This window comes from Streptomyces sp. A012304, assembly GCF_026008495.1.
Lineage (GTDB): Bacteria > Actinomycetota > Actinomycetes > Streptomycetales > Streptomycetaceae > Streptomyces.
The window spans coordinates 255,179-267,038 of sequence record NZ_BQUN01000103.1 but is presented as its reverse complement, the minus strand read 5'-3'; the positions used below and the strand labels follow the sequence as shown (position 1 = coordinate 267,038).

The window sequence follows — 11,860 nt, the reverse complement described above, 5'->3', positions numbered from 1 at the left end:
CGGGGGTGGCTGGGGTGGTGGGGGTGGGCAGCAGGGGCGGGACTGCTGGCGACCGTGCTCCCGTACGGGGGCGGCGCGTCGTACGGCGCCGGGTGGGCGTCCGCTGCGGCGTCGAGGTCGCCGGTCGTGTCGACGCGTCCGCCGTCGGGATCGACGGGCGGTGTGGTGTCGCCTTCGTCTTCGCCTTCGCCAGTCGTATCGATGCGGTCCTCGGCGGGATCGACGCGGTCCTCGGCCGGGTCGACGCGCCCGGCCGAACGGACGCCTGGGGCCGGGGCGCCGCCTGGGGCGGGATCGACCCCGGGGGCGGGGCCGACAGCTGTGGCCGGGGCGCGGTCCGCCTCGGCCCACGCCTCCGCTTCTGCTGGGCCGAGGTCCGCGGCGGGGTCGACGTACGCCGCCTCGTCGTACGGGCCCGTCTCGGCGTCGGTCTCCCCCTCCTCGTCTCCCTCCGCCGCCGGCCGCCGCGCCGGGAGCCGGGCCGGGGAGGGGCGGGTGCGGCCCGGGCGGAGCGAGCTGAGGGTCGGCGGGGAGGACGGCGAGGACCCCGTGGAGGAACCGGTGGAGGAGACCAGTGCCGGGGACGACCCGCAGGAGGCCGGACTCGTGCCCTCCGCCTCCGCTCGGGCCGTGGCCGCCGACGAGCGGCCCGTCGGCCGCATGCTGCGGATCCTGCCCCTCGGCAGCGGCCTGGTCCTCATCGGCCTCGGCCTGGGCCTCGCCTTCCTCGGCCTGCGGCTGCGGCGCGGCTGAGGAGACCGGCAGACCTACGGGGTGACCAGGAGGACCTTGCCGATGTGGCCGCTGTCCTCGATGACCCGGTGGGCGGTGGCCGCGTCGGTCATCGGGATCCGGCGGTCGACGACGGGCCGGACATGACCGGCGGAGAGCAGGGGCCAGACGTGCTCGCGCACGGCCGCGACGATCGCCGCCTTCTCGCCGAGGGGCCGCGCCCGCAGCGTCGTCGCGCTGATCGCGGCCCGCTTGGCGAGGAGCGCGCCGATGTTCAGCTCGCCCTTGACGCCTCCCTGCATGCCGATGATCGCGAGGCGCCCGTTGACGGCGAGGCTGTGGACGTTGCGCTCCAGGTACTTGGCGCCCATGTTGTCGAGGATGACATCCGCGCCGGCACCGTCCGTCGCCTGCTTCAGCTCGGCGACGAAGTCCTGCTCGCGGTAGTTGATCAGGACGTCCGCGCCCAGCTCGGCGCACCGCCGCAGCTTCTCCTCACTGCCCGCCGTCACGGCGACCTTCGCGCCGACGGCCTTCGCCAGCTGGATCGCCATGGTGCCGATGCCGCTGGAACCGCCGTGCACGAGGAGCGTCTCGCCGGGGCGCAGGTGGGCGATCATGAAGACGTTCGACCAGACCGTGCAGGTCACCTCGGGCAGCGCCGCGGCCTGCACGATGTCGATCCCCTTCGGGACGGGCAGCAGCTGGCCGGCCGGAACGGCGACCTTCTCGGCGTAACCGCCACCGGCCAGTAGGGCACACACCTCGTCACCGACGGCCCAGCCGGAGACCCCCGGGCCGAGCGCGGCGACACGGCCGGAGCACTCCAGGCCGGGGTAGGGCGACGTGCCCGGCGGCGGGTCGTAGAAGCCCTGCCGTTGCAGCAGGTCGGCACGGTTGACGGCGCTGGCCGCCACCTCGACCAGGACCTCGCCCTCGCCGGGTACGGGATCGGGGACCTCGTCCCACACCAGCGCCTCGGGACCACCAGGTTCGGGAATCGTGATCGCATGCATGGGAGGGACGCTACTCCTCGGTCCCGGGTCGCACTCGCGTACGTCATTGGACCGGTCCTTCGGGAAATCCCTGTGCGGGACCGATGAGTTTGCGCGACGGTGAAGGTCTCCCCATGCGTAACCCAAGTGCGTGGAAGGACTCCCCATGAGCCAGCACACCCCCGGCTTGGCCATCGAGACCGCGGGTCTGGTCAAGACGTTCGGCGAGACCAGGGCGGTGGACGGCGTCGACCTGGCCGTCCCGACCGGCACGGTCTACGGCGTCCTCGGCCCCAACGGCGCCGGCAAGACCACCACCGTGAAGATGCTCGCCACGCTTCTGCGGCCCGACGGCGGCGAAGCCCATGTCTTCGGCCACGACGTGGTGCGCGAGGCCGACGAGGTGCGCGGCCGGGTCAGTCTCACCGGCCAGTACGCGTCCGTGGACGAAGACCTCACCGGCACCGAGAACCTGGTGCTGCTGGGCCGGCTCCTCGGACACGCCAAGAGGGCCGCGCGGGAGCGCTCCGGGCAGCTGCTGGAGGCGTTCGGGCTCACCGACGCGGCCGGAAAACAGGTCAAGCACTACTCGGGCGGCATGCGGCGCCGCATCGACATCGCCGCGTCCATCCTCAGCACGCCCGACCTGCTCTTCCTCGACGAGCCGACGACCGGCCTCGACCCGCGCAGCCGCAACCAGGTGTGGGACATCGTGCGGGCGGTGGTCGCGCAGGGCACCACCGTGCTGCTGACCACGCAGTACCTGGACGAGGCCGACCAGCTGGCGTCGCGGATCGCCGTCATCGACCGCGGCAAGGTGATCGCCGAGGGCACGAAGGGCGAGCTGAAGGCGTCCGTCGGCGCCGGCACCGTCCATCTGCGGCTGCGGGACGCCGCCCAGCGGTCGGAGGCGGCCGAGGTGCTGCGCAGGATGCTGGACGCGCGTGTGCAGCCCGAACCGGACCCGGTGGCGCTCACGGCACGGCTTGCCGCGGCGGCGAGCGACACGGCCGCCGAGCAGGCCGCGCGGGCCCTCGGTGAGCTGGCCCGGGCGGGCATCACCGTCGACAACTTCTCGCTGGGGCAGCCCAGCCTGGACGAGGTGTTCCTCGCCCTCACCGGACACGACACCCACGAAGCGGCCGACGACGTGAAGAACGAGGTGGCGGCATGAGCACCGCGACGACCAACGACGCCCAGGAACTCGCCCCCGTCAGCGCCGACTCCCTCGCCGCGCTGCTCGTGTCGAAGGAACGGCCGCCGCGCCCGAGCGCCTGGTCGGCCTCGCTCACCTTCGGCTGGCGGGCCATCCTGAAGATCAAACACGTGCCGGAGCAGCTCTTCGACGTCACGGCGTTCCCGATCATGATGGTGTTGATGTACACGTACCTGTTCGGTGGCGCCCTGGCCGGGTCGCCGAAGGAGTACATCCAGTTCCTGCTGCCGGGCATCCTGGTGATGTCGGTCGTGATGATCACCATGTACACGGGTGTCTCGGTGAACACCGACATCGAGAAGGGCGTCTTCGACCGCTTCCGGTCACTGCCGATCTGGCGGCCGTCCACGATGGTCGGCTACCTCCTCGGTGACGCGCTGCGCTACACCATCGCCTCCGTGGTGATGCTGACCGTCGGCATGATCCTCGGCTACCGGCCGGACGGCGGGGTCGTCGGCGTGGCCGCCGGGATCGCCCTGCTGATCGTCTTCTCGTTCGCGTTCTCGTGGATCTGGACGATGTTCGGGCTGCTGCTGCGCACCGAGAAGTCGGTGATGGGCGTCAGCATGATGGTGATCTTCCCGCTGACCTTCCTGTCCAACGTGTTCGTCGACCCGAAGACCATGCCGGGCTGGCTCCAGGCGTTCGTCAACAACAGCCCGGTCACCCATCTGTCCTCCGCGGTGCGCGGGCTGATGGCGGGTGACTGGCCGACCGCCGAGATCGCCTGGTCGCTGGGGTGGGCGGGCCTGTTCGTGCTGGTTTTCGGGCCGGTGACGATGCGGCTGTACAACCGCAAGTAGGCGCCTGGCGCAAGTAGACCGTGGGTCAGAGGCGGGGTGCCGTCGGAGGCGGCGGCGGCACACGCACGATCGTGACCAACCGGTCCGTCAGCTCCAGGACACCGACGGCCGGGTCGTCGTAGGCGAGGACCCGGTGACCGCGGACGACGCTCACCACCAGGTCCTCCGTCTCACGCGGCGTGCGCCCCGCCTCGGCCTTGGTGACCGGGCGTTCGACGATGTCGAGGCCGCTGCCCTGATGCATCAGGTTCTCCATGACCCGGCCGGCCGCGGGGCTGAGCACCGACAGGCCCAGCAGCCGCCCGGCCGCTCCAGCGCTGGTCACGACCTCGTCGGCGCCGGACTGCCGCAGCAGCGGCGCGTTCTCCTCCTCCCGGACCGCGGCCACGATCTTCGCGCGGGGATTGAGCTGGCGGGCCGTCAGCGCCACCAGGACGGCCGTGTCGTCGCGCTCGGTCGCGATGATGATCCGTCCCGCCCGTTGCACCTCGGCCCGCCGCAGCACGTCACCGCGCGTCCCGTCCCCGAGCACGGCCTCGTACCCCTCGGCCTTCGCCGCGTCGACCATCTTCGAACCAGGGTCGATCACGACGACCTGTTCTTTCCGCAGGCCAGACGCACAGACGGTCCGAATCGCGGACCGCCCCTTCGTGCCGAAGCCGACGACGACAGTGTGGTCGCGCAAGGGGGACCTCCGGGATGCTGAGCGAAACCTGTGTGCGGGCACGTGTTGCTTGCTGACGGGTGAGAGCCCGCCCGCGACCATGGTGCCCATCGACCGGATCACCGCCACAGGGGGGCACGCGATGCGCGAACAGGAACGACAGCCCGAGCCGGGCAGGGCTTCTCTTCTGAGGTTGCTCTGGCGCCGCTCGCGCACCGAGGCCCGCGACGACGCCGAAGCGGGCCGCGCCATCACCATGCCACTGCAGAGCGGCCTCCCGCCGCTCCAGCAGGTGCTGCGCCGCCTCGCCATGGGCCTGCTCGTCCTCGCCCTCACCACATTGATCGTCTACGCCGACCACGAGGGCTACAACGACAATTCCGACGGCTCCCTCGACTTCCTCGACGCCGCCTACTACGCCACCGTCACCCTCTCCACCACCGGATACGGCGACATCACGCCCGTCAGCGACGCGGCCCGACTCGTCAACATCCTGGTCATCACCCCGCTGCGGGTGCTGTTCCTGATCATCCTGGTCGGCACGACCCTCGAAGTGCTCACCGAGCGCACCCGGCAACAGGTCCGTGTCCACCGCTGGCGCACCCGCACCCATGACCACGTCGTGGTCGTCGGATACGGCACGAAGGGCCGCCACGCCATCGAGACGCTCATCGGCCAGGGCATTCCCAAGGAACGCATCGTCGTGGTGGACTCCCAGAGCAAGGCCGCGCAGGCCGCCGGAGACGACGGGCTGGTGTCGGTGACCGGGGACGCCACCCGCTCCGAGACACTCCTCAAGGCCGAGGCCCAGCGCGCCTCCCGGGTGATCGTCGCCCCGCAGCGCGACGACACTTCCGCCCTGGTCACACTCACCGCCCGTCAGCTGAACCGGCGCGCCACGATCGTCGTCGCAGCCCGCGAGGACGAGAACGTGCCGCTGCTCAAGCAGAGCGGCGCGGACACCGTGATCACCAGCTCCAGCTCCGCCGGCCGTCTGCTCGGAGTCTCCATGGTCAGCCCGACCGTGGGCCGGACCCTGGAGGACCTCATGACCCTCGGCAGCGGGCTGGAGCTCATCGAACGCCCCATCACCGAGGACGAGGTGGGGAAGTCGCCACGCGCCTGCCCTGACCTGGTCCTGGCCGTCCTCCGAGGCAGGGACCTGCTGGAGTTCGCCGACCCCCGGCTGCAGAACCTCAAGCTGGGGGATCACGTCATCACGGTGAGCCGGGCCGCGACCAGCGAGCAGGTCTGAAAAGACCTGAGGACGTTTCACGTGAAACCGATGAGAGGAGCCATCCGGGTGTTTCACGTGAAACACGGCTCGGACGGCCCACTCTGGATGTTTCACGTGAAACAGGACTCGACCCCGGCAGCTGCCCACGGCAAGTCCAGCATCTCCGTCTCCTGACCCGACCGCGCACCACCCGGCGGTACGACGGCGAGGGCGTCCGCCGCCGCGATGCCCCGCAGCATCGCCGGGCCGTTGTAGTGCAGCGGCACGGCATGGTCACCCCGCAGGACGACGGGGACGAGCCGGGTGTCCTGCGGATGCCCGTGAATCGCGTCCCGCAGGGGCAGCGCGTACGGCTCCGGCGCAGGGCGGGCGGCGAGGGCTCGCAGCAGGGGCTCGGCCAGCGTCAGTAGTCCGGAGACGGCCGCGAGGGGGTTGCCGGGCAGCCCGACGAGGTGCTGGTCGTCCCTGATGCGGGCGAGGAGCATCGGGTGGCCGGGGCGCACCTTGACACCGTCGACGAGGAGGTCGGCCCCGATACGGCGCAGGACGGGGTGCACATGGTCGACCGGTCCGGCGGCCGTGCCGCCGGTGGTGACGATCAGGTCGGCCTCAGAGGTCGTCAGGGCCTGGTGCAGGGCCTCCGCGTCGTCACCGAGGCGGCGCAGGGCCACGACCTCGGCCCCCAGCGCCCGCAGCCAGGGGGGCAGCATCGGGCCGAGGGCGTCCCGGATCAGGCCGTCGTGGGGTCGGCCCTCGGTGAGCAGTTCGTCGCCCAGGACGAGCAGCTCGACCCGGGGCCGGGGGACGGCGGCCAGCGTGTCGTATCCGGCGGCCGCGGCGAGCCCGAGCACCGCCGGAGTCACCACGGCCCCGGTGGGCAGCAGGAGGTCGCCGCTGCGGCACTCCTGGCCGCGCGGCCGGATGTCCTGGCCGTGCTGGATCTCGCGGGTCGGATGCAGCCGGTTCTTCTCGTCGGTACGGCCGTGTTCGCTGCGCAGGACGGCCGTGGTGTCCGGGGGGATTCGGGCGCCGGTGGCGATCCGGACGGCCTCGCCGTCGATGAGGGGCGCGGGCTCGGCGTGCCCGGCGAGGACACCCTCGTCCCGTACGGCCCAGGGGCCTGGACCGGCGACCGCCCAGCCGTCCATCGCGGAGGTGTCGAAGGAGGGCAGGTCGGTGAGGGCGGTGAGAGGGGCGGCGAGGGTGAGCCCGAGGGCGTCGCCGAGGGTGACGGAGACGGGGGTGCGGCGGGTCGCGGAGCGTGCGGCGCGGGCGGCGATCGTCCGCGCCTCGGCCCACGGGGTGGCGTGGTGGCGGGCCTTGTGGGCGTGCGGGGGGTGGGCGTCGTGGTGCTCGCCGGGCGCGGGTGACGCGGCGGGCGCGGGGGAACCGCCGCCGGCCGGGCGGGTGGGGCCGTTGTCGTCCTTCACGAGGGCGAGCACCTCCTCGACGTCGAGGTCCTCGACGTCTTGGCCGTCCCGGATGCCGGGGGCGGTCATCCGGCGTCCGGGCGGGTGTCGGGGGTGGCGTCGGGGGCCACGTCGGGCTGCTGGGTGCCGGGGGCGCTGCCCGGGCCGGGCGCCGCGGTGCCGTCGGCTTCGGCGGCCCAGCGCGCCGCGAGGGCGACGGCCTTGCGGGTGGCCTCGGCGACGGCCTCGGGGCCGCCCTGGGCCCGGGCGGCCGCGTAGCCGACCAGGAAGGTGGTCAGCGGGGCCGCGGGCCGGGCCACTCCGTGGGCGGCGTCACGGGCGAGGTCGAGGAGGGCGCCGGTGTCGACGTCGAGGTCGATGCCCAGCTCGTCCTTGACTGCGGAAATCCATTCATCCAACACGTGGCCATGCTCCCTGATACGTGCCCTGGCGGTGGCGATGTCGTCCCAGGTGTCGCAGTCGAAGGACGCGACGGGGTCGGGGACGCGGGTGAGGTGGAGGCCGGCGGTCAGCCGGCGCAGGGGCAGCCCGGTGAGGCCGTCGGGTCCGGCGCCGAGCAGCGCCAGTCCATGGCGCAGGGCTGCGGTGCGGTACGCGGCGACGAGCGGCTGGTCGCGGCCGTCGGCGTCGGTGAGCAGCGCGCCGTCGGCTCCGCTGGTGCGCAGGGCGGTCAGCAGCCGCCGTACGGTGTCCGCCGCGAGGAAGGGCAGGTCGGCGGAGAGGACGAGGACGACGTCCTCGGTGGTGTGGGCGAGGCCGGCGCCGAGAGCGGCGAGGGGTCCCGCTCCGGGCGGGTCCTCGCGCGCCCACCGCACGGGCCGGGCGGTGGGCCGGGGATCGGCGACCACGACGGTCGTGCGGGCGTCGGCGCAGGCGCCCAGCACCCGGTCGAGCAGCGCTCGCCCGCCCACCCGGACGCCGGGCTTGTCGGCGCCGCCGAGCCGCCGGGCTCCGCCGCCGGCGAGCACGACGGCGTCATGGGCGCCGAAGCCGCTGCGGGCGGCGGCTTCGGCGGCCTGCCGGGGCTCGCTGCGGGCGGCTTCGGCGGCCTGCCCGGGCTCGTTCGAGGTCACCCCCCGAGTATGCGCGGCGCCCGCGTCACGGGGAACGCGGGAGCGGCCGCGCGATCACAGGGTGCGCAGCAGCACCGCCGGCTGTTCCACGCAGTCCGCGACGTCCCGCAGGAAGCCGCCCGCCGTGCCGCCGTCGCACACCCGGTGGTCGAAGGTGAGGGAGAGCTGCACGACCTGGCGCACCGCCAGCTCTCCCTCGTGCACCCACGGCTTGGGGACGATACGGCCGACACCGAGCATGGCGGCCTCGGGGTGGTTGATGATCGGCGTGGAGCCGTCGACGCCGAACACGCCGTAGTTGTTCAGAGTGAACGTCCCGCCGGTCAGGTCGCTCGGGGTGAGGGTGCCGGCGCGGGCCGCCTCGGTGAGCCGGGCGAACTCCGCGCAGAGGCCCTCGGTGTCCCGGGCGTGCGCGTCGCGGACGACGGGGACGACGAGCCCCCGCTCCGTCTGCGCGGCGAAGCCGAGGTGGACGTGGTCGAAGCGGACGACCTCCCGGGCCTCCTGGTCGACGGTGGAGTTCAGCTCCGGGAAGCGGGCCAGGGCCGCGGTGCAGATGCGGGCCAGCAGTGCGAGGACGGAGATCTTCGGTCCCCCGGCCGCGTTCATGGCCGCGCGGGCGCGCATCAGCTCCGTCGCGTCGGCGTCCACCCAGCAGGTCGCGTCGGGGATCTCGCGCCGGCTGCGGGAGAGCTTGTCGGCGACGGCGCCCCGGATGCCCTTGAGCGGGATGCGGGTGCCGGCGGAGGCGGGGGCGAGTGCGGGGGCCGGAGGCAGGGCCGCCTCCTGCGGGCCGGTGAGGGCGGCGGCGGGCGCCGGTGCCATGGCCTCCTGCGGCCGGGCGGGTGCGGGGGCGCGGCCCTGGGCGGCGGCGGCCCGCAGCGCGTACTCGACGTCGGCCCGCAGGATCAGCCCGTCGGGTCCGGAGCCGGTCAGCTCCCTGAGGTCGAGGCCGTTCTCGCGGGCGAGCCTGCGCACGAGGGGCGAGATGACGGGCACCGGCCCGTCCGCCACGTCGGTCGTGGAGGCCTGCCCGTTCGCCGTCGCGGGCGCCTGGGACACGGCGGGCGCCGGCCGTGCCGGGCGTACCCGGCGGCGGCGCGCGGGCGCCTCCGACGTGCCGTATCCGACGAGCACGTTGCCCGAGCCCTGGGTCTGCGCGCCGTCCTGGGCGGCATCCGTGGCCGGCGCGCCGACCGCGACCGTGATCAGCGGGGCGCCGACGGGCAGTTCCGTGCCCTCCTCGCCGAAGCGGGCGGTGACCACGCCGCCGTAGGGGCAGGGCACCTCGACCATCGCCTTCGCGGTCTCCACCTCGACGACCGGCTGGTCGACGGCGACCACATCGCCGACCTGGACCAGCCAGCGCACGATCTCCGCCTCGGTGAGCCCCTCCCCGAGGTCGGGCAGCTTGAACTCCAGCACCTGTGCCATCAGCTCTCGGCCTCCCACTGCAGACGCGCCACGGCGTCCAGGATGCGGTCGACGCCGGGCAGATGGTGGCGCTCCAGCATCGGCGGCGGGTAGGGGATGTCGAATCCGGCCACGCGCAGCACAGGTGCCTCCAGGTGGTGGAAGCAGCGCTCCGTGACACGGGCCGCGATCTCCCCGCCCGGGCCTGCGAAGGAGCCCGATTCGTGGACGACGACCGCGCGTCCGGTCCGCCGTACGGAGGCGGAGACCGTCTCGTCGTCGAACGGCACCAGGGAGCGCAGGTCGACGACTTCGAGGTCCCAGCCCTCGGCCCGTGCCGCCTCGGCGGCTTCGAGGCAGACGGGCACCGACGGCCCGTACGTGATGAGGGTGGCGCTCCGGCCCGAGCGCCGCACCACCGCGCGGCCGATGGGTTCAACGGTCTGTGGGTCCTCGGGGTTCCAGGCGTCCTTGGACCAGTACAGGCGCTTGGGTTCGAGGACGACGACCGGGTCGTCGGAGGCGATGGCGGCGCGCAGCAGGCCGTAGGCGTCGGCGACGGTGGCGGGCGTGACGACGTGCAGGCCGGGGGTGGCCATGTAGTACGCCTCGGAGGAGTCGCTGTGGTGCTCGACGCCGCCGATGCCGCCGCCGTAGGGGACGCGGATCGTGATCGGCAGGGGCATGCGGCCGCGGGTGCGGTTGCGCATGCGGGCCACATGGCTGACGAGCTGCTCGAACGCCGGGTAGGCGAAGGCGTCGAACTGCATCTCCACGACCGGGCGCAGGCCGTACATGGCCATGCCGACGGCCGTGCCGAGGATGCCGGCCTCGGCGAGCGGGGTGTCGGTGCAGCGGTCCTCGCCGAACTCCTTGGCGAGTCCGTCGGTGACCCGGAAGACGCCGCCGAGGGTGCCTACGTCCTCGCCCAGGACGTGCACGGACGGGTCCGCGGCCATCGCGTCGCGCAGCGCGCGTGTGAGGGCCTGCGCCATGGTGGCGGGCTTCACGGCGACGGTGGTCATCAGTGCGTCCCTTCCTTTTCCGCGTCCAGCTCGGCCCGCAGCTGGGCGCGCTGCTCGCGCAGTTGGGGCGTGGGTTCGGCGTAGACGTGGTCGAACAGGTCCATGGGGTCGAGCGTCGCGTCCTGGTTCATGCGGGCCCGCAGGTCGGCGGCGAGGGTCTCGGCGTCGTCCCGCGCGGCCTGCCGCGTCTCGTCGTCGAGCAGCCCGCGCGCGGTCATCTCGCGCTCCAGCAGCAGGATCGGGTCGTGCTCGCGCCAGGTCTCGACCTCGGCGTCGACGCGGTAGCGGGTCGCGTCGTCGGCGTTGGTGTGGGCCTCGACGCGGTAGGTGACGGCCTCCACGAGCGTCGGGCCGCCGCCCGCGCGCGCGTGCCGTACCGCCTCGCTCAGCACCTGGTGGACGGCCGCCGCGTCGTTGCCGTCGACCAGGCGGCCCGGCATGCCGTACCCGACGGCCTTGTGGGCCAGGGAGGGCGCGGCGGTCTGCTTGGCGAGCGGGACGGAGATCGCGAAGCCGTTGTTCTGGACGAGGAAGACGACCGGTGCCTGCCAGACGGCGGCGAAGTTCAGCGCCTCGTGGAAGTCGCCCTCGCTGGTGCCGCCGTCGCCGACCATGGCGAGCGCGACCACGTCGTCGCCCTTGAGACGCGCCGCGTGGGCGAGGCCGACGGCGTGCGGCAGCTGGGTGGCGAGAGGCGTGCACAGCGGGGCCACGCGGTGCTCGTACGGGTCGTAGCCGGTGTGCCAGTCGCCGCGCAGCAGGGTCAGCGCCTCGACGGGGTCCACTCCGCGCGCGACGACCGCGAGGGTGTCGCGATAGCTGGGGAAGAGCCAGTCGCGCTCCTCGAGCACCAGCGCGGCGGCGACCTCGCAGGCCTCCTGGCCGGTGCTGGAGGGGTAGACGGCCAGACGGCCCTGCTTGGTGAGGGCGGTGGCCTGCGCGTTGTAGCGGCGGCCACGCACCAGCTGGGCGTAGAGCCGGCGCAGCAGCTCGGGGTCGGCCTGCGCGGCGGCCTCGGTGCCGAGGACGCGGTACGGCTCCGCGTCGGGCAGCAGCGGCGCGGGGTCGGTTCGGGGCTGCCAGGCGGGCGGCGGTGTCGGCCGGTACGCGCCCCGCTGCTCCATGACCGTCATGACGGCACCTCCTCATGGGAGTGGCTACAGGAGACCCGCCGGCTGTGACGCGCCTCACCTACCGATTGTTCGGTCGTCGGCACATTTTGGCTACAGGCACCCTCAGGCTGTGGACAAACGGTTCTGCACAGCCTGTGAT

9 protein-coding genes and 2 pseudogenes are annotated in these 11,860 nt (G+C 73.3%); 3 read left to right on the top strand and 8 right to left on the bottom strand.

The genetic code is table 11. From position 1 onward, the window contains the following. Both ALMP_RS26910 and ALMP_RS26905 read right to left on the bottom strand, forming a co-directional pair. A pseudogene (locus tag ALMP_RS26910) lies at positions 1-662 on the bottom strand (hypothetical protein); the annotation flags it as partial. A 105-nt stretch (positions 663-767) separates the two neighbouring features. Further along, a complete protein-coding gene (locus ALMP_RS26905; RefSeq protein ID WP_264932887.1) occupies positions 768-1,748 on the bottom strand; it encodes an NAD(P)H-quinone oxidoreductase in 981 nt (326 codons plus the stop codon). 145 nt (positions 1,749-1,893) lie between these two features. On the opposite strand from ALMP_RS26905, the gene ALMP_RS26900 reads away from it, so the two are divergent. Continuing rightward, positions 1,894-2,901 carry an ATP-binding cassette domain-containing protein gene (locus tag ALMP_RS26900; protein WP_264932885.1) on the top strand — a complete coding sequence of 336 codons (1,008 nt, stop codon included), beginning with the start codon at positions 1,894-1,896 and terminating at the stop codon, positions 2,899-2,901. Further along, positions 2,898-3,746, top strand: a complete 849-nt coding sequence (locus ALMP_RS26895) for an ABC transporter permease (protein ID WP_264932883.1) — start codon at positions 2,898-2,900, stop codon at positions 3,744-3,746. Before ALMP_RS26900 ends, ALMP_RS26895 begins: the two co-directional genes overlap by 4 nt. A gap of 25 nt (positions 3,747-3,771) precedes the next feature. On the opposite strand, the pseudogene ALMP_RS26890 reads toward ALMP_RS26895, so the two are convergent. After that, a pseudogene (locus ALMP_RS26890) lies at positions 3,772-4,440 on the bottom strand (potassium channel family protein); the annotation flags it as partial. Between the two features lie 112 nt (positions 4,441-4,552). Here ALMP_RS26890 and ALMP_RS26885 point away from each other — a divergent pair. After that, entirely contained in the window at positions 4,553-5,665 is a 1,113-nt protein-coding gene (locus ALMP_RS26885; protein ID WP_264932881.1) for a TrkA family potassium uptake protein, read from the top strand. Between the two features lie 92 nt (positions 5,666-5,757). Here ALMP_RS26885 and ALMP_RS26880 read toward each other — a convergent pair whose 3' ends face one another. The 5 genes from ALMP_RS26880 to pdhA form a co-directional block, all read right to left on the bottom strand. Next, a complete protein-coding gene (locus ALMP_RS26880) occupies positions 5,758-7,146 on the bottom strand; it encodes a molybdopterin molybdotransferase MoeA (RefSeq protein ID WP_264932880.1) in 1,389 nt (462 codons plus the stop codon). Then, on the bottom strand, positions 7,143-8,045 hold the full coding sequence (locus ALMP_RS26875; RefSeq protein ID WP_264932906.1) for an NTP transferase domain-containing protein: 903 nt from the start codon (positions 8,043-8,045) through the stop codon (positions 7,143-7,145). The genes ALMP_RS26880 and ALMP_RS26875 overlap by 4 nt, the downstream gene beginning before the upstream one ends. 159 nt (positions 8,046-8,204) lie before the next feature. After that, the gene (locus ALMP_RS26870; RefSeq protein WP_264932878.1) at positions 8,205-9,584 is read right to left on the bottom strand and encodes a dihydrolipoamide acetyltransferase family protein; all 1,380 of its coding nucleotides are present in this window, start codon (positions 9,582-9,584) and stop codon (positions 8,205-8,207) included. Then, positions 9,584-10,588, bottom strand: a complete 1,005-nt coding sequence (locus tag ALMP_RS26865; RefSeq protein WP_264932877.1) for an alpha-ketoacid dehydrogenase subunit beta — start codon at positions 10,586-10,588, stop codon at positions 9,584-9,586. The genes ALMP_RS26870 and ALMP_RS26865 overlap by 1 nt, the downstream gene beginning before the upstream one ends. Continuing rightward, positions 10,588-11,721: a pyruvate dehydrogenase (acetyl-transferring) E1 component subunit alpha gene (gene pdhA, locus ALMP_RS26860; protein ID WP_264932875.1), complete on the bottom strand. Its 1,134-nt coding sequence runs from the start codon at positions 11,719-11,721 to the stop codon at positions 10,588-10,590. The genes ALMP_RS26865 and pdhA overlap by 1 nt, the downstream gene beginning before the upstream one ends. Positions 11,722-11,860 lie beyond the last annotated feature (139 nt).

Coding starts and splice junctions, on each gene's coding strand:
- ALMP_RS26880 (WP_264932880.1), bottom strand. CDS start 7,146: ATGACCGCCCCCGGCATCCGGGACGGCCAAGACGTCGAGGACCTCGAC.
- ALMP_RS26905 (WP_264932887.1), bottom strand. CDS start 1,748: ATGCATGCGATCACGATTCCCGAACCTGGTGGTCCCGAGGCGCTGGTG.
- ALMP_RS26865 (WP_264932877.1), bottom strand. CDS start 10,588: ATGACCACCGTCGCCGTGAAGCCCGCCACCATGGCGCAGGCCCTCACA.
- ALMP_RS26895 (WP_264932883.1), top strand. CDS start 2,898: ATGAGCACCGCGACGACCAACGACGCCCAGGAACTCGCCCCCGTCAGC.
- ALMP_RS26900 (WP_264932885.1), top strand. CDS start 1,894: ATGAGCCAGCACACCCCCGGCTTGGCCATCGAGACCGCGGGTCTGGTC.
- pdhA (WP_264932875.1), bottom strand. CDS start 11,721: ATGACGGTCATGGAGCAGCGGGGCGCGTACCGGCCGACACCGCCGCCC.
- ALMP_RS26885 (WP_264932881.1), top strand. CDS start 4,553: ATGCGCGAACAGGAACGACAGCCCGAGCCGGGCAGGGCTTCTCTTCTG.
- ALMP_RS26870 (WP_264932878.1), bottom strand. CDS start 9,584: ATGGCACAGGTGCTGGAGTTCAAGCTGCCCGACCTCGGGGAGGGGCTC.